The following is a 21318-nucleotide window of genomic DNA, read 5'->3' as shown; positions in this document are numbered from 1 at the left end:
CCTTTTCAAACAATTCACGCTCCGGGAGCGCTACTGCTTTCTGCAAGGCGTATATCGAGCACAGGTGCTCCGTTCTGGCGGTGCAGGGGGAGAAATGAAGAAGCATATCTTGGTGACCGGCGGTGCCGGATACATCGGTAGTCACACTGCGAAGGCATTGAGCCTGTCGGGGTATGTGCCGGTTACCTTCGACAACATGGTCTACGGTCACCGCTGGGCGGTCAAATGGGGTCCGCTGATCGAAGGCGACCTCGGTGATACTGCCGCTATCGAGCGCGTGTTGAAGGACTATCCGATCGAAGGCGTCATCCACTTCGCCGCCTATGCCTATGTCGGCGAATCGATGACGTCTCCCGAAAAGTACTTCCGCAACAACGCGATCAATACGCTGCATTTGCTCGAAGCGATGAAGGCTGCCGGGGTTCACGACCTCGTGTTCTCGTCGACATGTGCGACCTACGGCGTGCCAGGGGAGGTGCCCATTCCGGAGGATCACCCGCAGCGTCCGATCAATCCCTATGGCGAGTCCAAGCTCTTCATCGAGCGTGTTCTGCACTGGCATCACTTGGCGCATGGCTTGAACTACGCGGCGCTCCGTTACTTCAATGCGGCCGGAGCTGACCTCGACGGCGAGATCGGTGAAGCCCACGACCCCGAGACGCACCTCATTCCGCTGGCCATCGAGTCGGCCTTGGGCCTGCGCAAGGGTCTCGAAATCTACGGCACGGATTATCCGACGCCGGATGGCACGGCCGTGCGGGATTACATCCATGTCGCCGATCTCGCCGATGCCCATGTGCGTGCGCTGCGGCACCTTGCGAGCGGCGGGGAAAGCTTGCGGGCCAACCTGGGCACCGGTCACGGGCATTCGGTACGCGAGGTCATCAGTGCCGTCGAGCGTGTCGGAGGCCGGCCGGTGCCGGTGCGGGAATGCCCGCGGCGCCCCGGAGACCCCCCGGAACTGGTGGCGGCACCGACGCGGGCCGGAGACGTGCTGCACTGGACGCCTCGGTTCTCGGATCTGGACACGATCATCAGCAGCGCGTGGCGCTGGCATCAGCAGCAGGTCGGGCGAGTGGACAAGCCGGCACGTATCGCCCGCGTGAGTTGACCTTGTGTCGCGCCCAGGGCCGGCCAAACGGTCGGGCGGGGCGCGGCCCGGGCCCACTTGGCGTAGCCGGACCGGCATTCGCAACCATCGTTTAATCGTGCGGGGCCCGCAAGGCGCCCTGCCTGAGGAGCTGGGGGATTCCCATGTTGTTCCCAATCAAAGTCGTTGACCTGGAAGTATCCCGGCCGTTGCCGGATCTTTCGGGATTGGAAGGGTATGTCGCCGTCAAGGGGTTGGTGCGGCTTCAGGGAGTGCCGATCGGATACGTCGAGGCGCCGGTGACGAATGGCACCTGCAGCGCCGAGGTGCTGAGCCGCAAGGTGTTGGACGCACATGCCTGGAATATCGCAAACGTGCTGCTGCAAAAGGGCATGGTTTCGGAACATCGGCCCGAAGAGCTGCGCCTGGAACAGCTGTTCGACCTACCGGCGGCTGCGGACACGTTCTGGCAGCGGCAGGCGGAGCCCGCCCCGCTGGTCACGGTGGCCGTTTGTACGCGGGACCGCGCCGAGGATCTTGCCCGCTGCCTGGATGGCTTGTCGCAACTCGACTATCCCAGTCTGGATCTGCTCGTGGTCGACAATGCACCTAGCAGCCGAGACACCGAGGCGCTCGTGCGCTCCCGCTACCCCTCCGTGCGCTACGTTTGCGAGCCGCGCCCGGGACTGGACTGGGCCCGCAATCGCGCCATCCTGGAGGCCAAGGGCGAGATCCTGGCCTACACCGACGATGACGTGGTGGTGGATTCGCAGTGGGTCAAGGCGTTGGCACAGGTCTTCGTCGAGAATCCGGAGGTCATGGGTCTGACCGGACTGGTTGTTCCCCACGAACTGGAAACGGAAGCGCAGGTCCTGTTTGAGTATCACGGAGGCTTCGGACGAGGCTTCCAGCGCAAGTGGGCCCGAGTGCCGGCAGGCCGGAAGGTTCCCTGGCGTTTGCTCGGGACAGGTCAGTTTGGTACCGGCGCCAATATGGCATTTCGTCACTCGGTCTTCGAGGAAATCGGAGGATTCGACCCGGCGCTCGACGTAGGTACGCCGACGAACGGTGGGGGTGACCATGAAATGTACTTCCGAGTCCTTAAAGCGGGCCATACCCTGGTTTACGAGCCGGCTGCGATGGTACGCCACCGCCATCGCCGCGAGTATGCGACGCTGAAGACGCAACTCGCCAACAACGGCAGCATCTTCGCTTACTGGCAGTCGGTCGGACGGCGCTATCCGGAGGAACGTAAGAGCAGCATCAAGATTGCAGCGTGGTGGATGCTCTATTGGAATGTGCGGCGCTGGTTGGTCTCGCTGGTCCGTCCGGGGATGTTTCCCCGTGACCTGATAGTCGCCGAAATGCTGGGCAGCCTAAGGGGGTTCACGACCTATCGGCAGTCGCTCCGTTCGACGCAAGCAATCGTCGCGAAGTTTGGCGAGCAGATGGCTACCCCGCAACGCCGCCAAGCTGGAGTGGCACCGAGCACGCCGCAGATCCGTTCGGTGGGAGTGCGCACTGTGGAGCTAACACAGCCTTTGGCGGCGCTGTCGGATCTTGAAGCCTACGATACAGTGCGGGTATTCGCGCTCTGGGACAACCGCCCGCTCGGCAGCGTCGATATCGCCAACCAGCGTCAAAGCGTGAGCGTGACACGGCTTGCTGAAGCACTCGTCGCTGGCCTCGGACAGTCGTTGATCAGGCCCGGAAGCGAGGTTGGTGCCGATTTGCGTTGGGCCGATGCGCTATCCGCGGTCAAGTGCCGTCTGGCGATGCCGGATGAAGCAGCGCTTCCGCGGTTGTCGGACCACATCCCGGTGTCGATCGTTCTTGCCACCTTTGATCGCCCGGATGACCTGCGGCGTTGCCTGACCTCGTTGTCGGCGCAGAAAACCTCGCGCCGCGTGGAGATCGTGGTTGTGGACAACCATCCACAGTCGGGGCTGACGCCACCGGTGGTGTCGGATTTCCCGGGTGTCGTGTTGGTTACGGAACCACGACAAGGGTTGGCGTATGCCCGAAACGCCGGATTCCTTGCAGCCTCGGGGGAAATCATGATCGCAACGGATGACGATGTGACCATGCCCGAGGACTGGCTGGAGAAGCTGGTTGCGCCATTTTCTCGCGCAGACGTCATGGTCGTGAACGGGCACGTATTGCCGCTGCAACTGGATACGCCTTCGCAACAAGCGTTCGAGAACTATGGTGGTCTGGGCCGTGGGTTTCATTCGTTCGAGGTAAACGGTTCCTGGTACGCGCGCTCTATACGTCATCCCGCAAAAACCTGGAATCTTGGCGCGACAGCCAACGCCGCGTTCCGCGCGACGATCTTCGCAGATCCGCGGATAGGGCTCATGGACGAAGTTCTCGGGCCGGGCATGCCCTCAGGTGTCGGCGAAGACACTTATCTCTTTTATCGGGTACTGAAGGCCGGCTATTCAATCGTGTATGTGCCCCAGGCCTATGTCTGGCACAAACATCGTCGGGAAGACGAGGCGTTGAAAAAACAGTTGTACAACTACAGCAAGGGCCATGTGAGCTACAACCTGAATACCTGGATTCGGGATGGTGATTGGCGTGGTTTGTTTTATGTGGCTTATGAATTGCCGAAATTTCAGTTGTCGCGCCTCATCAAGTCGTGGTTCCGGCGGAGCGCTTACCCCTCTTCGCTCGTGTTGCTTGAGATCAAGGGCAATCTGGCCGGTCCATGGTCGTTGTGGCAGTCCTATCGGCGCGTGAAGCGTGAAGGTCGGAGCGGGCAGCCGACCCCGGTCCGCGCCACGCCCCCGCATCCCGGCGTCGTATCGCCGATGCCGCGAACGCCGCTGACGATCGTGAGGTAGGACGATGGCCGCTCACATCATGGCTGAAACGGCGTGTCGCGCCCGGCCGAAGCGCCGCGGCTTGTCGTATCTGTTCGATTTGCTCGTGGTGCTGGTGGATCGGGATATGAAACTGCTCTACAAGCGCTCCGCACTGGGCGTGTTGTGGACCTTGATCAATCCGCTGTTTCAGCTCTTGGTGTTCCTTTTCATCTTTCGGGTCGTGGTGCGCGTCGACATCGCCCACTATCCGTCGTATGTGTTCACGGCACTGCTGGTGTGGCAGTGGTTTCAGGGGTCGCTGGTGCAGGCGGCGGGGGCGATCATCAACAGCCGTCCCCTGATTCGACAGCCCGGATTTCCGGTCAGCATCCTGCCGCAGGTGGTCGTGACGACGGGCTGGGTCCATCTGATGCTGGCGCTACCGATCTTGTTCGGCTTCCTGATCTTCGACGGGGTGACGTTCGGACTTAATGCGCTGTGGATTCCGGTCATCCAGCTGATCCAGTTCCTGCTGCAGGTGTCCCTCGCGTATGTGGTGGCCGGCCTGAATGTGAGCTTCCGTGACACGGGCCATCTGCTGAAGGTCCTGCTGCAGCTGATGTTCTATTTGACACCGGTCTTCTACGACGCCGCGCGCGTCCCGGCGGAATACCAGTCGCTCTATCGCTTGAACCCGATGGTCCATATCGTCAATGCGTACCGCAGCCTGCTGATCCAGTGTGAGCCGCCCGATTGGCACGCCCTGGCGATCGTAGCCGCCTGCGCCCTGGTGCTGCTGCCGATCGGCTATCGGCTATTCGTGCGGCAAAGTCACCGGTTCGTGGAGGAACTCTGATGAGCGTCGCGATTCGGGTCAATGGTCTGGGCAAGCGGTTTCGCCGCTACCATGCCGATCGTCCTCCCACGCTCAAGGAAGCCATTCTCCGCGGCTTGCGCAAGACGGTCGCCGTTGAGTCCTTCTGGGCTCTGCGCGATGTCAGCTTTGAGGTCGCATATGGAGAGATGCTGGGGATCATCGGACACAATGGTGCCGGCAAGTCCACCCTGCTGCAGTTGATCGGTGGTGTCGGCCAGCCAGATTCGGGTCGCGTCGATGTGGACGGCCGGATCGGTGCTTTGCTGGACCTCGGCGCGGGTTTTTCGCCGGACCTGACCGGGCGTGAGAATGTCTTCGTGATGGCGGTCGCAGCGGGGTTGACGCGACGCGAGGCGCAGCGGCGGTTCGACCGGATCGTGGCGTTTGCCGAACTCGAGGACTCGATCGACAACGCGGTCAGAACCTATAGCAGCGGCATGCAGATGCGCCTGGCCTTCGCCGTCGCCATCCACACCGACCCGGAGATCCTGCTGGTCGACGAGTTTCTCGCCGTCGGCGATCTGGCGTTTCAGACCAAGTGCTTGCGGCGCATTGCCGAACTGAAGGCGAATGGCTGCGCCATCGTGCTGATTTCGCACAGCCCCGCCCAGATCAATGAACTCTGCGACCGGGCGATCTGGCTGCGCCACGGCGAGGTGGTCATGGACGGCCCACCCGATGTAGTCACCGGGCAATACGCCGTGGAGATGCGTGCCGAAAGCCAGCGGCGCACACCGAACGAGGCTCCCGAGTGGATCTCCGCCGAAGCCTCGCCCACGTCGAACCTCAACCGTTTCGGATCGCGCGAAGCGGAATTGACGCGCGTGCGGCTGCTTCCCGGCGACCGGATCGCCAGCGGTGATCCACTGGAAATCGAGATCGAATATCGCGCGGCCCGACCGCTCGCGTCGCCGATTTTCTCGGTCAGCATCACGCGCAGCGAAGACGGCCAGGCCTGCCTCGACCTCAATACGCAGGCGATGGGGTTGTCATTGCCCACGTTGGACGGTAGCGGCACGCTGCGACTGTCGCTGGGCCGTGTCGACCTCGTGGGTGGCGACTACTGGGTCAACGTGGGCGTGTTCGAATCGGCGTGGGCCTACGCCTACGACTTTCATTGGGAACTCTACGCGCTGGTGATCGAAGGCCCTGCCCCCCAGGGGCTGCTGCTCCCGCCCTGTCGCTGGTGGCTCGAAACGGCTGACACGAAACAGGCCTCCGGGGAGCCGCCTGTCCCGTTCGATCGCCCGATGGCGCAGTTGCAGCAGCGCGAGGTGGCATGATGAACCGGCCATTCATCAGCGTCATCATTCCCGCATACAACGCCGAGCGTACGCTGGCGGATACGCTCGACAGCATCCTCGCGCAGACCTACGGCAACATCGAAGTGCTCGTCGTCGACGACGGTTCGACTGATGCCACGGCCGCAATCGTGCTGGATTACGCGCAGCGCGACGTCCGCGTGTGCCTGCTCCAGCAACCGAATGGCGGCGTCGCCGCCGCCCGCAATCAGGGCCTGGCAGCCGCGCGCGGGGACTACGTCGCGCCGGTCGATGCGGACGACCTTTGGCACCCGACCAAACTCGAAAAGCAGATGGCGGTGATGCTGGCCGGCGGCCCCGAACTCGGTCTTGTCTATACGCTGTTTCGCGCGATCGACGAACATGGCCGCATCGTCTGGACGCCGCCCGGCTACGCCTGCGAGGGCTGGGTGCTGGCGCGGCACACTTACGTCAATTTCATCGGCCACGCGAGCAGCTTGCTGCTGCGCAAGTCCGTCGCCGTCGAAGCCGGGGGCTATGAGCCGGGGCTGCGGGCTGCGGGCGCGCAAGGCTGCGAGGATTATCTGCTGCAGCTCCGCATTGCGGGTCGGTACCGATTCGGCTGCGTCCGGGAATGTCTGGTCGGCTATCGGCAACGCCCTGACAGCATGTCGTCCCAGGCAGGGAAGATGCTCCGGTCTTATCGTTTGGCGCTGTCATTCATCGAGGCGGAGCGCCCGGGCCTGCCGGCACGGCTGGCGCGTTGGAGCATCGCCAACTACGCAACGGTGCTCGCGCCAACGCTGGCACGCGGCGGTCGTGTGATGCAGGCTCTGGGCCTTTTCGCACGCGCAGCGATCGGTGATCCCGTCGCCATGGTGTACCGCGTTCTGCTTTCGCCGTATGGCTATCGTTTGGCAGCTGCCTGTCTCGTCAGTCTCATGCGGCGAAGTCGGTCGCAACCGATAACGGATGGAGCCCGCCAGCCTTTCCTGACCGCGGCCACGGCCGTACCGTCGGAGAAGCCAGCCCTTGATCTGATCGCGTGGCGGTTGCGCCGACTGGCATCGGTCGACAGCCGGCTCGCTCCGGTGCGGACCGTTGCGGCGACCTTGTCGGCGATCCGTCATGCCCCGGTCACCCGCACTCGGGAATCCCGCTTTCTGCCGCAGGCCTGAAGTAAGGACTCGCTGTTCGCGCGCCGCGGCCGGAGCCGGTTGTCGGGAAGATCAAAGCGCGCTTTGTATCGACGTGAGCCTTTGCGCGATTCGTGCAGCGCATGTTGCTGGTGATAAAGTTGCAGGCCGCTGTCGTTCAACCATGGCCCGCCCATGAATCCCGTCGTTTCGGTCATCATCCCCTCTTACAACACCGCGGCGCTGATCGGACGCGCGATCCACTCCGCCCGCTCCCAGTCGCTGTCGGCAATCGAGATCATCGTCGTCGACGATGCATCGAGCGATGACTCCGTGGCTGTCGTCGAGCGTCTTGCCGATGAACGAATCCGGCTGATCGCCTTGCCGACGAATCAAGGCGCTGCTGCCGCGCGGAATCACGCCATAGACGCCGCCCGCGGAAAATGGGTTGCGGTGCTGGATTCAGACGACTGGTATGAGCCAACTCGTCTGCAACGGCTGGTGGACTTCGCCGAAACTCGCGGCGCCGACATCGTCGCCGACGATCTGCATCTGATACGCGACGGGGAGGCGGAACCCTTCGGCACACTGTTGGGCCAGTCTGCCATGCGTCTTGGTGGGCGGATCGAGGCGGCGACGCTGGTCGAAAGCGAAACCTTCGATCGCCACAGCCTGCGCCTGGGCTTGTGCAAGCCGGTTTTCCTGCGGAGTTTTCTGATCGATAGGCAGATTCGCTACGACCCCACGATCAAGGTGACCCACGATTTCTGGATGCTGCTCGAATGCCTGATCCAGGGAGCGCACTTTGAATTGTTGCCCGAACCGCTGTACTGCTATGTGGTGGAGCGCGCCGGCTCGCTGGTGACGACGTCGCGCAACGCGCGTCTGGAAAGGGACATCGGTGTCTGCGCCGCAGTGATGGCACGGCCGGAGGTGGCTGCTGACCCCCGTCTTCTCGAGTCCCTCGAAGAAAAGCACCGACTCTATTCCGGCCTTCTGGCATTCGGGCGTGTGGTTGCGCCGTTCAAGGCGGGGCAGTGGTCGCTGGCCTGTCGCAAGTTACTGCGCGAGCGGGACGCCTGGTCGCCGTTCATCCGGCGCTTGCCCGAGGCGCTGATGCGCCGCTTCCGCCGCTACGTGCTGCGCGACAAGAGCGCGTTCGACATGCTTTACGCGCCGCGGGGGCGGCGACGCTGACAGCCGCCCGGCGTGGTCCCAGGCGTTACCATCGTGCCAGTGTTTGTTCGTTCTCTCCGGTTTCGGATCCTGCGCCTTCAGCCCCGAGCGCCGGCGCGGTAGCGCGAGGAATGCGATACGTCATAGCGGCGTGTGAACTGCGGCATATCGCCGGCGTGGCCCAGCACGATCAGCGCATCGCCGGACCGCAGGATTTCGGAAGAGTCCGGACGGGTGACCGTGGTGCCGTCGGGGTGCTTGACTGCGATGACCATGAAGATACCCTTGCCCTTGACCTCGATCTCCGCGATCGTCAGCCCGTCGAGTGCGGAGCCCTCGGAAATGGTCAGCTCGTCCATCTGAAGTTCGAGGTGGCTGAGCATCTCGTTCAGGCGCTGTCGCTCGGTGTTCTGTGCGAGGTAGTCGACCGCGGTCGGCTGAGTGATCAGATTCGCCATCTGCATGCCGCTGATCGTAGCCGGTAGCACGACGTGGTCCGCGCCGGCTTGCCGCAGTTTCTTTTCGGTCGACGGCACGTCGCCGCGCGCCAGGATCACCAGTTCCCGGTTCAACCCGCGCGCCGTCAGTGTGATGAACAGGTTATCCGCATCGTCGGGCAGGACGGTCGCGAGCGCCCTGGCGTGGTCGACGCGCGCGAGCAGCAGCGTCTGCTCATCTGTCGCCAATCCCTGGCAGACGCGGTAGCCAGCCTCCTCGGCCAGCGTCAGCGCCTGGCTGCGTTCTTCGACGACCACGAACGGTCGCTCGGCCAACTGGAGTTGGCGGGCCAGCACCTGGCCGATGTGGTTGAAGCCGCAGATGACCACGTGATCCCGCAGGCCGGCAATGTCGCGAGTCTTGCGGCGCTGGTCCAGCGCCCGATGCAGTTCGCCTTCCGTCATGAGCTGAATGAACCCCCCGAAAGTGAAGAGAACCGATCCGGTTCCGGTGACGATCACGAACATCGTGAACCAGCGTGCGCTGTCGGTAACCGGGCAGAATTCCCCGTAACCGATGCCGAATACGGTCACGACCACCATGTACAAGGCGTCGAGCGGCCGGCATCCGAAGCTCAGGTAGCCGACCCAGGCAATCGCCACGATGAAGGCAAAAATGGCAAAACCCGCGACGACTCGCCGCAACGCCGTGGATGCGCCCAAACCTACTCCCGGTGGGTTCAGTAACTGGTTGGGTTGCCGCGCGTTGCCATCATGGCTGGGCTCAGGAAGGTCCCAAGCACGCGACGGAACTTGACGGTACCACAGGATGGAGCGTGCGGACAGCCAAGCGTGTCAATCGCGGTTTCCGTTGGCCGCGCCCGGACAGGTTCCTACGCGACTGCGTCCGGGACGCACGCCGTGTTTCGCGAGGGCACCCGCGTTGACTTCGAGCGCGGCGTGGAACGAAACGCCGGCCGGGTAGGTGGGACAGGGCGCGCGCTCGGGGCTCGGGCACGGCGGCATCGTCCTGATGGCCTTCACTTCGCCGTCGGCATCGAGAAAGGCGATGTCGAGCGGAAATGGCACGTGCGGCATCCAGAAACCCGCGTCGGGCGGTTGCGGCTTCGTGTAGCGGAACAACATCCCGGCATCGGCCGGCAGGGATGAGCGACCCATCAGCCCTTGCTCGCGCTGGGCCGCGGAGTCGGCGAGTTCCACGTGCAGGTACCAAGGCGCGCGCGCCGGGGCAGTCATGACGCACATTCGCGTTGCAGCGAACGAGATGTCGGCCGGCGCGCTCAGGGATGGTCGGTGACCCAGCACCAGCGCCAGACATATGGTGACCATGGCAATCCTGCGGCTTCGGCCGGCTGGCAGGCGAACCGCGGGGGAGCCTCTACGGCGCAAGGCGCCGGCAATCGAAGGAGCGAATGATGTCGACATCGACGCCTCGGTATTCGGGGTTGCCCTCGGTGGCACCTCCGGCATGGTACACGTACTCCCGTCGGATGGTCTCCACCGGCACACGGTTGAAACACTTCTGCAGCACGCCGTAAACCTCGCCGGTGCGGTGAATGCCGCCCACGCAATGTACCAGCACGTTGCCGGGTGCCGCGCGTATCAGTTCGATGGCGGACGCGATGCGGGCCTTGATGTCGGCGATGGACTCGGTCGGCGTGGGGTAATCGGACAGCCCCAGTATGCGAATGTAGCTGAGCCCCCCGAAGCGCGTGAACGCATCGGCTTCTTCGGCGGCGAGCGCCCCCTCGGCGATCAAATCGCCCGAGTAGAGGTTGACGATCGTCCGGACGCCATGGCGCTTCACGAGTTGCTCCAGGCAGGCTGGGTTGCGCGCCAGCAGGGAGGATCGGAATACCGTTTTCGGGCCGCGCGGAAACCGTATCACGGTGCTGCCGAGATTGTTGTGGCGCGTTACGAAATCCGTCAACGCGGCGCGGAAGGCTGCGCGATCCGAGTCATAAAGGGCTTCGAAGCGGTGATTGGCTGCGATGAAGTCCGCGGTCGGAGGCAATCCGGAGCACGCCGGGGGGCGCGTCGGCGGGGCGGCCGCCATCGCTTCCAAAAGCAGCAGAGACAGGGTGGCGAGCAGCACGATGGCGGGCGGGTCGAAGCGTGGCACCGGAGTCCAGGGGGAATGCCCCCGGTTTGAGCTGCATTTTGGCAACCTAGACGGAGCGGTCGCAAGTGCCGCTTTCGCGAATGGACCGGGTGCGCGGATAATACGGGTCGCTTCGTTGCCAGCCTGCCGGGGAATCGCTGCCGTGAAGAGCCAACTGAATCCGATCGAGGCCCGCGTCATCGGGGCACTGATCGAGAAGGAAATTACCACGCCGGATCAGTATCCCTTGTCGCTGAACGCGCTGACTGCCGCGTGCAACCAGAAAAGCAATCGCGATCCGGTGCTGTCGTTGACCGAGGCGGCGGTGCAGGAGGCGGTGGACGCGCTCTTGAAACGCTATCTCGTGGCGCGCGCCAGCGGCTTCGGCAGCCGCGTGGACAAATATCGTCACCGCTTCTGCAACTCCGAGTTCGGCGACGTCAAACTTTCCGCCGAGGCGGTGGCGATTCTGTGCGAGCTGCTGCTGCGGGGGCCGCAGACGCCGGGTGAGTTGCGGACCCGTGCCGACCGGCTGTGCCCCTTGCGGGACGTGGCGCAAGTGGAGGCCGTGCTGGAGGCCTTGATGGCGCGCGAGGAGCCCTTCGTCGCGAAGCTGCCGCGGGAGCCGGGCAAACGCGAGTCCCGCTACGCGCACCTGTTCTGTGGCGACATTCGGCAAGCGGTAAGCGAGCTGGCCAGGGAAGGCAGCGCCCGGACAGCGTCACCGGCTGATGCCAGCGTCGAGCAGTTGACGGCGCGCGTCGACCAACTCGCCCTGGAACTGGCCGAGCTCAGGGAGCGGCTGGTGGCGCTGGTTCCGGGTTTCGACGACACGCCCTGAGGCTATTCAGTCCTCGGGCTTTCCGCGCAGTGACTTGATCCGGCCGCGGCGCGTCTTCGCATCGACCCGGCGTTCCTGTGATGCGCGCGTCGGCCGGGTTGCCTTCCGGGGCTTCTCCGTCCGTCCCGCGTTCCGTATCAGCTCCGCGAGCCGCTCCAGAGCGTCCTCACGGTTCTTTTCCTGGGTGCGAAAACGCTGCGCCTTGATCACGACTACGCCGTCGTCCGTAACGCGATGATCGCGCAGAGCCAGCAGCCGCTGCTGGTAAAAATCGGGCAGCGAAGACGCGCGGATGTCGAAGCGCAGATGCACGGCGCTGGCCACCTTGTTGACGTTCTGGCCGCCTGCGCCTTGCGCACGAATGGCAGTCAGTTCCACTTCCGACAGGGGTAGGCTCAGCCGATCGGCGATCCATAACCGGCTCGACGGCACGGCCGTGGCGTCGGATGGCTGCGGATCCACGGGGCTGCCGTCGGCGCTCATCCCACCACCTCCACCCGGCTGTGCCCGCCGTTCAGCCGCGTGACCTGTATCTGTGTACCGATGCGCTCGGTCATCTCGCGGACATGCGATATCACACCGACCTTGCGCCCTTGCGATTGCAGGCAATCCAAGGCATCCATTGCGGTGGCCAGCGTTTCGGCGTCGAGGCTGCCGAAGCCCTCGTCGACGAACAGCGACTCGACCCGGACGCGGTCCGACGAGAGCGAGGCCAGTCCGAGCGCCAGCGCAAGCGAGACCAGAAAGGTTTCCCCTCCGGACAGCGAATGCACTGAACGGACCTCGTCACCCATGTCCTGGTCGACGACCATCAGTCCCAAAGTCTCGGGAATGCGCTCCAGGCGGTAACGCCGCGACAGGTCGCCCAGATGCCGGTTGGCGTAGGCTAGCAGCACATCGAGCGTCAGTTGCTGCGCGAAATTCCGGAACTTCTTGCCGTCGGCGGAACCGATCAGTTCATTCAGTTGCGCCCAGACGCGGACTCGCGCTTCCTTGTCGGTCAGCGCATTGGCCAGGGCCTCGGACTGCCGCCGGCGGTCGTCGTCCTGCAGCAGCCTGACCTCCAACTCGGCCAGACGCTTGCGCTGCAAGGCCAGCGCATCGTTGGTGGAGTCGAGGCGGCTTCGCAAGACCGACGCCGATTGGTCGGTCCGGCGCTGGCGCTCGATAGACTCGCGCGAGGCCTGCCGTTCCTGCAGGACAGCCCGCTCGCGCTGACCAGCGGCGTCGAGCGCGGCCAGTGACGCCCGCTCCGTGGCGATCCATACCGCGTCGTGCCGGAGCAAGTCCCGCAGGGCGCTTACGTCGATGGCGGCGAGCTCGGGTGTCTCTGCCGGACGCGCGGCCAGCCAGGCCGCGAGTGCCACAGTCGCCGTCTGATCCGCCGTCACGGCCGCATCATGTTGCCGCGCGGCGGCGTCGCGCGTTGCCGTGGCATGCGTCAGGGCTTGCTCCGCCTGTTGTGCCGCGGTCTGGCGTTGTTCCAGATCGCGATCCGCCGCGTCGAGTGCCGTCTTCAACTCGCCCTCGACCTCGTCGACCGGACGACCTCCGAACAAGCCGCGGCGTTGCTCGGTGGCCGTCTTCCACTGCGCGTCGACGCGTTCGTATTCGACCCGTCGCGCAGCCTGGTCGGCGCGAGTCTTCTCGACGGCTTTCTGCAGCGCGGCGATCTCGGCAGCCAGCCGCTCGGCGAGGCCCTTCAACTCGACGACACGTCCCTGCTGCTGGCGATAGCGTTCGGCGCGTTCGCGGCATTTCTGGTGGAACGCATCCGGTGCGCGCTGCCACTCGGGTCGCCACGGTGCCGTCCCGGCCAGGGACGGTTCCAGGTCGTCGAGCAAGGCCGCGAGTTTCTGCTGCTGCAGCAGCAGCGCGTTCTGGGCGCTCTTGACCCCCAACTCGGCGCGCTCCGCCGCAGCTGCCGCTGCCGCTTCCTGCTGTTCTGCCACATGCCGTTGCGTCCGAGCGACCTCGAGCCGAGCCCGGGCTTCTTCGCGTTCGGCCATCGCGGTGCGCCACGTCTGTTCGTCGGACGCCAACGCATCGAGTCGGGTCTGGAGGGCGGATTGCTGCGCGGTGAACCAGGCCAGCCGGTCATCTTCCGCCACGGCTTCGAGCTGCGAGGCCAACGGCCACGCCAGCCAGGAGTCGCGGGCCTTGGCGAGGACGGCTTCGAGCGCAGGCCGCTGGGCTTCGAGGTCGAGCAACTGAGTGCGGGTCGAGTCCAGCTGTCCCCGCTCCGTGCCAACATCAGAGCGGAGCCCCAGCACGGCCTCACGGCAACGGCCGGCTTCGGTACGCAGCGAGTCCAGCATCGCATCGGACTGCGGCTGATGGGTTGCCCATGGGTGCTGGATCGAGCCGCAGACCGGGCAGGGCACATCGGCAACCAGACCCGCACGCAACTCGGCCACGCTTTCGGCACAGGCCAACTCGGCCGCGCGCAGGGAACGCTCCGCCTGATCGAGCGCAGCCTGCGCCGACGGTAACTGCTCCTCCCGTTGAGCGAGCTTCCGGGCGCCCTGTGCGATGCTGGCCTGCAGGGCAGTAGCCGAACGGTCGAGTTCTCGCGTGCGCCGCAGCGCGTCGAACAGCACGCGCCAGATTTGCTCTCCGCGCACGTGCTGGTCGCGCTCGGTTTCGGCGGCTCGCTTCGCCGCGGCCAGCGCCGCCGCATCGAATGCGGACAGGGCGTCGGAAGCCCGGGCCAGGTTCCGCTCGGCCGCGCCGCTCTGCAGTTGCGCCGCCGCGAGGCGCTCGGACGTCTCCGTGAACGCGAGGCGAGCTTCTTCGGCCTGCCGCTTCTGCCGTGCCAACTCGGTTTCCGCGCCCTGGCATTCGGCACGCGTCCTGGCGGCCTGCTCCAGCAGGGTGTGCCAGCGAGGCCAGTCGACCGCAAGTGTCTGCTCGTCCGCATGGGCCTCGAGCCACGCCACCGTGGCTCCGTACTCCGTCGATGCATCGACCGCTGCGGCTTGTTTGGCTGCGAGCGCCTCCTCGGCCTGCCGCGCATCGTGGTCGGCGGTTATCCGGGCCTGTTCGGCGCCGGCGCGCCGCTCGGCCAGCAGGCCGATCTCCGTATCCAGCGAACGCGCGCGGTCGAGTCCCGGTTTGGCTCCGAGTTGCCTCCCCTCGGCCAGACGCCGGCGTTCCCGGGCCGCGGCAAGCTCCCCGGCCGCATTCGATCGCGCCTGATCGGCCGCCAGTACTGCTTGCTCGGCCAGGACCCGAGCCTCCTCGCTCTCCGCTCGCGCCGCGGCGGCCCGGTCCTGTTCGTTGAGCAAGGGACGGGCATCCTGCACCGCCGCCACGGCCGCGAGCAGGGCGCGCCGCGCGGCAGCGGATTCGATAGCGGCGACGGCTTCGCGTGCGGCGGCGGCAGCCTGGGTCTCCGCTTCGCGCGCACGTTCGAATTCCTCGTGCCATCGCAGGCCGGCCTCGGCCTCGGACCGGGCTTTCTCCAACCCGGCCATTGCGTGCTCGGCGGCTGCCTTGGCCGACGCGAGCTCGGCACGGGCGGGCGCATTCAGCGGCTGACAATTCGCCTGCTGGTCGCGCAATTGCCGCAGTTCTTCCAGTTCCCGCTTGCAGCGCTCGAAGGCGCGCCGCGAGATACCGGTGAAGGTGTCGGTGCCGGTCAGGGTTTCGAGCAGTTCGGCACGCTCGTTGTCGTCGGCCTTCAGGAAATTCGCGAACTCGTTCTGCGCGAGCAGCACGGCGCGGGTGAACTGCTCGAAGGACAGGCCCAGTCGGGCCTCGATTTCCCTGAGCACCTCGGTCTTGGTGCCCCCGATCGCCGGTCCATCGGGGAGCCTCGACAGCCGCATCTCGCTGGCCTGCAGCTTCCCGTCGCTGCGGCTGCGCGCGCGACGGACGCCCCACCGGCTGCGATACGGCAGACCGTCGTTGCCCACGAAATCGACTTCCGCATACCCCTCGTGCGCGCCGCGGCGGAGCAGGTTGCGCGGGTCCTGCGCGCTGACGGTCTCGTCCCGCACGTCCGGAAGGTTAGCGCCGCGGCCCCCGCCGGCCCGTGCCAGGCGTGGCGTGCAGTCGTACAACGCGAGGCACAGCGCGTCGAGCAGCGTGCTCTTGCCGGCTCCGGTCGGACCGGAGATCGCGAATAGACCGCTGGATGCCAGCGGCTCGGCCGTGAAATCGATGGCGAAATCACCGCCCAGCGAGGCCAGATTGCCGCCGCGGATGGCAAGTATCTTCATGGCGCGCTCTCGTCGGCCCTGCCGTCCAGCAGTTCGCCGAAGGCGTGCAACAGCGGTTCGGGCGGCTCGGCATCGTATTGGCGCGAATAGAGGCGCCGGAATATGGTGACCGGCTCGAGGCGGCCGAGGTCGTTCAGCGACAGAGCCGGCGTCTCGGCGCCGAGTGCTCCGGTGCCCGGGTAAGTCGTTTCGATCTTCGCGAGCCGCACCGGTTTGTCGGCCAGCGCGGCTTCGATGCGGGCGCGCAGGCCGGGTTCCGGCGTGTCGAGCCGCACCCGCACTTCGAGATAGGGTTGTGCTTCGGTCGGAAGCTGCGGCAAATCCAGGTGCGCCAGGGTGTCCAGGACGCTCGCGGCGGGTTCGGGCTGCGGCGGAATGCGGAGCAGATCGACGGCACGCGGAATGCGCAGCGGCTCGATCGCGGCCGCCTGTTCCCCATCCAGATCGATTCGCACGACTTGATGGGGGTAATCGATCTCGGTGAAAGACATCGGCAACGGACTGCCGCTGTAGCGCACGTTCCAGCGCCCCGCGATGGTCTGGGCCCGGTGGAGATGCCCCAGCGCCGTGTAGGCAAGCCGCATATCGAACAGGTCCGCCGACAAGGCTTCCGCCCCGCCGATGACGATGCGGCGCTCGGACTCCTCCGATACCGCGCCGCCATGCATGTGGCAGTGACCCAGCGCGATGATCGCCTGTCCCGACTCGCGTCGCGCCAATGCCCGTTCGAGCAACTCCCGATAAAGCCGCGCGACGCCTCCCGCGTAACCGGTGTCCGCATCGCCCGCGGGCACATCGACCGGCCGCAGGTAAGGCACGGTGAGACACCATGCCCGGATACGACCCGCGCGATCAGGCAAGGGCACCAACAGGCGATCGAGGTCGATCTGGCCGTCGTCAGCCCGGGTCACATGTCCGATGACGGTGATGCCGAAGGCGTCGAACAGGGGCGACGGCGCTTCCAGCCTTCCCGGTGAATCGTGGTTGCCCCCGATCAGCACCACCTGCAGCCACGGGGCGCGCGCCCGCGCCGCACTGAGAAATCGGTACAACTGCCGCTGCGCGGCGGACGACGGGTTCGCGTTGTCGAACACATCACCGCACAGCAGCAGCGCGTCCGGCTGCTCGGACTCGATCGTGTCGGTGAGCCAGTCCAGAAATCGGTCGTGCTCGTAGGTTCGCTCGAATTGATGGAGCGACTGCCCGAGATGCCAGTCCGACGTGTGCAAAAGGCGCATGGGGGGTCGAAGCCTTGCGTCGCCCCGGAATGGGGTCGAAAGGCCGCTATTCTAGGAGCCGGTCGGCCCCGCGGCCAGCAGTCAATGTGAGGCCGGTTGCGAGGACCCCGCAGGTCAGGCGTGAAGCAGGGAAATCAGTGCGCTAGACAGCACCGTGCCGGACGCGCGATGCGTCCGGCCGGTCATAGGGCGACGTCCATAGGGAACGGCGTTTGCCGCACCCATCCGCTGCCCCGCGTCAGTCCATGATCGCGAACGTGAAGCTGCCGTTGGGATCGCACGCGAAGTCCCCGTTCGTGTCGTCATAGGCCCATGTGTAGGTATTGACCGAATTGACGTGCAGGCTTTCGACATAGGACAGGGCATTGTGGTCGAGTCCCTGGCTGATGCATTCGGCCTTCTGTGAGTAGGCGCCGGCGCAGCAGACGAGATCGGCGTCGGCGGCACCGTGCTTCTTCGCGTGCGTGCAGTTGCTGTAGCAACCCTTGAATGCCCCCGTTTTATTGACCAGAAGCTCCTCGGGACAGACGCTCTTGAGCGTATGGCCGGCCGTGCGCGAACGTTCGGACAGCAGCCCAGTCATATCGCGTTGCGGCCCGTACAGCGTGTAGCGAGTGATGCCACGGGCGTTCACATGGCTGCAAATCGTGGGCTTTGACGGCCGGATCGACAGCCCGAAGTTGTAGCCGTCGACCAGGGACGAATCGATGTTCGTCACGCCGACGCTATGATCGGAGGCTGAATAGCGCGTGGCGCCCGACCCCGTCGGCGGGTTGTCCGTGGGATAGAAGGTCGGCTCCATCACGATGGAATAGATGTTGCCCGCGGCATCGCGTCCGGTGTTGAACCAGTGGCCTTGGCTGGTCTGGAAGCCGGTGACGAACCAGGCGCCCGAGTTGATGCCGCGTTCCGGAACATCGATCACGCGTGGTCGACCCTTCCGCACGATCCGGTCGCCGGTGCCGGTGCATCGGCCCGTGCGCATGTCGTTGAACTGGTCTGCACCATTGATGCAGAGGGCTCGATACCGCGTGTCGTTGCGAAAGGTGAGCTGCCGCGCCGCTGTCAGTACCCGCGTTTTCGGTGCCGGTAACGGCGCAGCCGTTGGGTGGGCCGCAAAATTGGCCCCTAGCGAAATGACCGAAACCGCCGCCGTCGACGAGGCCGGGATTACGCCTGCGCCCGAGCAGGTGGTCGCGCCGGTGTTCACCGTGCCGTCGCCCTTGATGGTGAGCTTGCAGTGATTCCAGTGCTGAGTCTTTGGATTATGCTGGAAGAACGCGTAAGTCGTTTCGATCCCGCCGGTCCTGAAGAAGCTGAGCGGGGCGATGCTCGGCAAGCCTTGCTGCGCCGGCACCACCGTCACATAGCTGATCTGCTTCTGAGTGGTGCATGCTGCGTCGTCGCAGCGGTAGACGTAGGTCGGCGCGACCGGATTGGCGTACTGAATCGTGACATGGGAAACCGCGTGCGCTCCCTGCGACTGCGCGAGGAGTAACCCGCCGAGTGCGATCGTGATCAAGGATTTCATGCCTGGGGCCCTCTGTTCGGGGTAACGACCTGGCCGATCAGCCTGACTCGGCCGCGACGGAAATCGCCCGTCGACGATGCATCGACTGGCGAGCGTTACCGCACGCCAAATGTAGGACAGCCTCGGGACGGAAGGACTCGCCCGCGTTATCGAGGCGAGTGCCCTCGTCGATCGAGATGAGCCCTGGCCAGTGCGTGGTCGGCGCTCCTCAAACCCGACGGCCCCGAAGCCACACGTCATTCCCGCAAAGGCGGGAATCCACCGCCTTCCCTTCGCTCGGTTCGTATTCGCGGGTGTGCACGGATGACGTTCTTGCTGTGGGGAACGGAGCCGATGGCCCGCGTCTGCGTCCATCCCGGTCATTCCCTCCGGTCAACACACCGGCTACGCTCGCAAGCTTGCGGGACGTACTTCTTTTGGATAATCCTGCACACTCCGGGCTCGAATTTGATGAAGGAATCATCCAATGGATTCAGAGGCCTCGACGCCGATTCTGCCCCTGACCCAGCTCGAATTCCGCTTCGAACTGGATGAACCGCCCAGGCTACCCGCGTTTCCGGGCTCCGCCTGGCGCGGCGTGTTCGGGCATGCGTTGAAGCGTGCGGTATGTGTCGTTCGTCATACCGAATGCGGCGCCTGCCTGCTCTATCGAACTTGCGTCTATCCATACATTTTCGAGACGCCTCCACCGCCCGATGCCGAGAAGATGCGGCGCTACTCGGCGGTGCCGCACCCGTTCGCACTGCGTGTCGAGCCGCGTCAGTCGGGGCTCGAATATCGGCTGGGCATGACCTTGTTTGGGCGGGCCGAGCGGCATCTTCCGTACGTCGTCCACGCCGTGTCCGAAGCCGGCCGATCCGGCCTCGGCCGCAACCATCAAGCTTTTCGCTTGGTTGATGTGCTGCAACCGCGCCAGACCGGCCGGGAAAATTGGCTCAGCATTTATTCACCCGGGCAGCCGCTGCAGGGGTATCCGGCGACGGCACCCAACGCCGTTCGTTGCCCGGATCGGGTCCACATCCGACTCTTGAGTCCACTGCGCCTGCGTAACCGTGACCGCCTCGTGACCCCGGCGACGTTCCGCTTCAGCGACCTGTTCGGCCACCTGCTGCGCCGCATCTCCCTGTTGACCTACTTTCACACAGACACACCGCTGGAGGTCGACTTCGCCGCCTTGACCCGTGTCGCAGCCGAGGTGCCAATCCTGGAGCCCCGCTTGCGCTGGTACGACTGGACACGGTATTCCTCGCGTCAGGAAACGACCATGGACATGGGCGGCCTGGTTGGCAGCTTCGAGTTGCCCGGTGGCGTCTTGGCGCCGTTCTGGCCCTATCTGTGGCTCGGTCAGTTTGCCCAGGTCGGTAAGGGCACGACCATGGGACTCGGTCGTTACGAAATCCTGCCGACGGGTGTATCCGACGAGGTCGATCCATGACCGGCGCCGGATCGGGCACCCGCTTGCTCTGCATCACGGGCCTCACTCCGCAGGTCCTCACCGAAACGCTTTACGCGCTGGCAACCGAGCCGAACACCCGCCTGCCGAATGAAATCCGGCTGCTTTCGACGGCCGAGGGTGTCGAGCGGGCCCGCCTAACGCTGCTCAGCGACGAACCGGGATGGTTCGGCCGCCTGTGCCGCGACTACGGTTTGCCGCCAATCCGCTTCGACGCGGATTGCCTGCACGTGCTGACTGATCGTGACGGAGCGCCACTGCACGACATCCGCAACGCGAACGAGAATGCTGCCGCCGCCGATTGCATCACCGACTGGGTGCGGCGTCTGACGGCAGAAGACGACTCGGCGTTGCACGTATCGTTGGCGGGCGGGCGTAAGACCATGGGCTTTTTCGCCGGTTACGCGCTCTCTTTATTCGGCCGACCGCGGGATCGTCTTTCCCATGTCCTGGTGGAGGCCCCGTTCGAGTCGCATCCGGGATTCTTCTATCCCACGCCTTACCCTGAGGTCATCTACGCACCGCCGCCAGACCAGCGACCGCTGGACACGCGCGATGCGGTCGTGACCCTCGCCGACATTCCTTTTGTCAGGTTGCGCGAGGGTTTGCCGCAGCGCCTGCTGTCCGGGCGCGCCAGCTTCAGCGACACCGTGCACATTGCCCAGCGGGTGCTGGACAAACCGCAACTGACGCTGGACACGGCTGGGCGCTGTGTGACCGCCGGTGGCGAGACGATTTCACTGGCACCGGCCGATTTCGCGTTTTACCTGTGGTTCGTGCGGCGGCGCCTGAATGGCGACCCGCCGGTGCGGTCGACGGAACCGGACGTCCACCACGAATACCTCGCCGTCTACCAGGACGTGGCCGGCGGCGAATGGGCCGATACCGATCGGGTCGTGAGTGCTCTGGCGCAGGGTTTCACGAAGGAGTGGTTCGAACAGCGCAAATCGAAAACCAACCGCGCGCTGATCGCGGCGCTCGGCGAAGCCGTCGCGCGGCCTTATCTGATCACTGGGGAAGGCCGCAGGCCCAAGACGCGATTCGGTTTGACGTTGGAGGCGGAGGCGATTTGCGTGGCGTAAACACCCCGGGTGCTTCCGGAAAGCTTGCGACGCCTGCCCCGCT

The 21318-nt window shown here is 65.0% G+C and carries 16 protein-coding genes; 9 read left to right on the top strand and 7 right to left on the bottom strand.

The annotated features are described in order from the left end of the window. Positions 1 to 94 precede the first annotated feature (94 nt). From galE to ACW73L_RS03560, 6 genes are all read left to right on the top strand, one after another. Positions 95 to 1111 carry a UDP-glucose 4-epimerase GalE gene (gene galE / locus ACW73L_RS03585; protein ID WP_498920045.1) on the top strand — a complete coding sequence of 339 codons (1017 nt, stop codon included), beginning with the start codon at positions 95 to 97 and terminating at the stop codon, positions 1109 to 1111. A 143-nt stretch (positions 1112 to 1254) separates the two neighbouring features. Beyond that, positions 1255 to 3936, top strand: coding sequence for a glycosyltransferase (locus ACW73L_RS03580; protein ID WP_498920044.1), 2682 nt, complete (start codon positions 1255 to 1257; stop codon positions 3934 to 3936). 4 nt (positions 3937 to 3940) lie between these two features. Continuing rightward, complete coding sequence (locus tag ACW73L_RS03575) at positions 3941 to 4753, top strand: ABC transporter permease (protein WP_498920043.1); 813 nt, start codon at positions 3941 to 3943, stop codon at positions 4751 to 4753. Beyond that, positions 4753 to 6057, top strand: coding sequence for an ABC transporter ATP-binding protein (locus ACW73L_RS03570; protein ID WP_498920042.1), 1305 nt, complete (start codon positions 4753 to 4755; stop codon positions 6055 to 6057). Before ACW73L_RS03575 ends, ACW73L_RS03570 begins: the two co-directional genes overlap by 1 nt. Continuing rightward, complete coding sequence (locus ACW73L_RS03565) at positions 6057 to 7214, top strand: glycosyltransferase family 2 protein (protein WP_498920041.1); 1158 nt, start codon at positions 6057 to 6059, stop codon at positions 7212 to 7214. The genes ACW73L_RS03570 and ACW73L_RS03565 overlap by 1 nt, the downstream gene beginning before the upstream one ends. Before the next feature lie 153 nt (positions 7215 to 7367). Then, positions 7368 to 8369, top strand: coding sequence for a glycosyltransferase family 2 protein (locus ACW73L_RS03560; RefSeq protein ID WP_498920040.1), 1002 nt, complete (start codon positions 7368 to 7370; stop codon positions 8367 to 8369). A 77-nt stretch (positions 8370 to 8446) separates the two neighbouring features. On the opposite strand, the gene ACW73L_RS03555 is transcribed toward ACW73L_RS03560, so the two are convergent. The 3 genes from ACW73L_RS03555 to ACW73L_RS03545 form a co-directional block, all read right to left on the bottom strand. Then, positions 8447 to 9508, bottom strand: coding sequence for a potassium channel family protein (locus ACW73L_RS03555; protein WP_498920039.1), 1062 nt, complete (start codon positions 9506 to 9508; stop codon positions 8447 to 8449). 132 nt (positions 9509 to 9640) lie between these two features. Next, positions 9641 to 10135, bottom strand: coding sequence for a DUF192 domain-containing protein (locus ACW73L_RS03550; RefSeq protein WP_498920038.1), 495 nt, complete (start codon positions 10133 to 10135; stop codon positions 9641 to 9643). 49 nt (positions 10136 to 10184) lie between these two features. Further along, the gene (locus ACW73L_RS03545; RefSeq protein WP_498920037.1) at positions 10185 to 10928 is read right to left on the bottom strand and encodes a protein-tyrosine phosphatase family protein; all 744 of its coding nucleotides are present in this window, start codon (positions 10926 to 10928) and stop codon (positions 10185 to 10187) included. Positions 10929 to 11070: 142 nt separating this feature from the next. On the opposite strand from ACW73L_RS03545, the gene ACW73L_RS03540 reads away from it, so the two are divergent. Then, on the top strand, positions 11071 to 11748 hold the full coding sequence (locus tag ACW73L_RS03540) for a YceH family protein (RefSeq protein ID WP_498920035.1): 678 nt from the start codon (positions 11071 to 11073) through the stop codon (positions 11746 to 11748). A gap of 6 nt (positions 11749 to 11754) precedes the next feature. Here ACW73L_RS03540 and arfB read toward each other — a convergent pair whose 3' ends face one another. The 4 genes from arfB to ACW73L_RS03520 all read right to left on the bottom strand — a co-directional run bounded on the left by arfB (position 11755) and on the right by ACW73L_RS03520 (position 18740). Then, on the bottom strand, positions 11755 to 12231 hold the full coding sequence (gene arfB, locus ACW73L_RS03535) for an alternative ribosome rescue aminoacyl-tRNA hydrolase ArfB (RefSeq protein WP_498920033.1): 477 nt from the start codon (positions 12229 to 12231) through the stop codon (positions 11755 to 11757). Next, positions 12228 to 15971: an AAA family ATPase gene (locus ACW73L_RS03530; protein WP_498920032.1), complete on the bottom strand. Its 3744-nt coding sequence runs from the start codon at positions 15969 to 15971 to the stop codon at positions 12228 to 12230. The genes arfB and ACW73L_RS03530 overlap by 4 nt, the downstream gene beginning before the upstream one ends. After that, on the bottom strand, positions 15968 to 17209 hold the full coding sequence (locus ACW73L_RS03525; protein ID WP_498920031.1) for an exonuclease SbcCD subunit D: 1242 nt from the start codon (positions 17207 to 17209) through the stop codon (positions 15968 to 15970). The genes ACW73L_RS03530 and ACW73L_RS03525 overlap by 4 nt, the downstream gene beginning before the upstream one ends. Before the next feature lie 238 nt (positions 17210 to 17447). Further along, a complete protein-coding gene (locus tag ACW73L_RS03520; protein ID WP_498920030.1) occupies positions 17448 to 18740 on the bottom strand; it encodes a thaumatin family protein in 1293 nt (430 codons plus the stop codon). A gap of 466 nt (positions 18741 to 19206) precedes the next feature. On the opposite strand from ACW73L_RS03520, the gene cas6 reads away from it, so the two are divergent. Together cas6 and csm6 are read left to right on the top strand one after the other, a co-directional pair. Then, positions 19207 to 20175: a CRISPR system precrRNA processing endoribonuclease RAMP protein Cas6 gene (gene cas6, locus ACW73L_RS03515; protein WP_498920029.1), complete on the top strand. Its 969-nt coding sequence runs from the start codon at positions 19207 to 19209 to the stop codon at positions 20173 to 20175. After that, positions 20172 to 21275, top strand: coding sequence for a CRISPR-associated ring nuclease Csm6 (gene csm6, locus ACW73L_RS03510; RefSeq protein ID WP_498920027.1), 1104 nt, complete (start codon positions 20172 to 20174; stop codon positions 21273 to 21275). The genes cas6 and csm6 overlap by 4 nt, the downstream gene beginning before the upstream one ends. Positions 21276 to 21318: the final 43 nt, after the last annotated feature.

The sequence above is a fragment of the Methylolobus aquaticus genome (genome assembly GCF_054172105.1).
This window is presented reverse-complemented; position numbering and strand designations above follow the sequence as displayed.

Bases quoted from the DNA above. Each gene is read 5' to 3' on its own strand.
- ACW73L_RS03530 (WP_498920032.1), bottom strand. From the start codon at position 15,971: ATGAAGATACTTGCCATCCGCGGCGGCAATCTGGCCTCGCTGGGCGGT.
- ACW73L_RS03570 (WP_498920042.1), top strand. From the start codon at position 4,753: ATGAGCGTCGCGATTCGGGTCAATGGTCTGGGCAAGCGGTTTCGCCGC.
- galE (WP_498920045.1), top strand. From the start codon at position 95: ATGAAGAAGCATATCTTGGTGACCGGCGGTGCCGGATACATCGGTAGT.
- ACW73L_RS03525 (WP_498920031.1), bottom strand. From the start codon at position 17,209: ATGCGCCTTTTGCACACGTCGGACTGGCATCTCGGGCAGTCGCTCCAT.
- ACW73L_RS03580 (WP_498920044.1), top strand. From the start codon at position 1,255: ATGTTGTTCCCAATCAAAGTCGTTGACCTGGAAGTATCCCGGCCGTTG.
- csm6 (WP_498920027.1), top strand. From the start codon at position 20,172: ATGACCGGCGCCGGATCGGGCACCCGCTTGCTCTGCATCACGGGCCTC.
- cas6 (WP_498920029.1), top strand. From the start codon at position 19,207: ATGGATTCAGAGGCCTCGACGCCGATTCTGCCCCTGACCCAGCTCGAA.
- ACW73L_RS03575 (WP_498920043.1), top strand. From the start codon at position 3,941: ATGGCCGCTCACATCATGGCTGAAACGGCGTGTCGCGCCCGGCCGAAG.
- arfB (WP_498920033.1), bottom strand. From the start codon at position 12,231: ATGAGCGCCGACGGCAGCCCCGTGGATCCGCAGCCATCCGACGCCACG.
- ACW73L_RS03550 (WP_498920038.1), bottom strand. From the start codon at position 10,135: ATGGTCACCATATGTCTGGCGCTGGTGCTGGGTCACCGACCATCCCTG.
- ACW73L_RS03560 (WP_498920040.1), top strand. From the start codon at position 7,368: ATGAATCCCGTCGTTTCGGTCATCATCCCCTCTTACAACACCGCGGCG.
- ACW73L_RS03520 (WP_498920030.1), bottom strand. From the start codon at position 18,740: ATGAAATCCTTGATCACGATCGCACTCGGCGGGTTACTCCTCGCGCAG.
- ACW73L_RS03565 (WP_498920041.1), top strand. From the start codon at position 6,057: ATGAACCGGCCATTCATCAGCGTCATCATTCCCGCATACAACGCCGAG.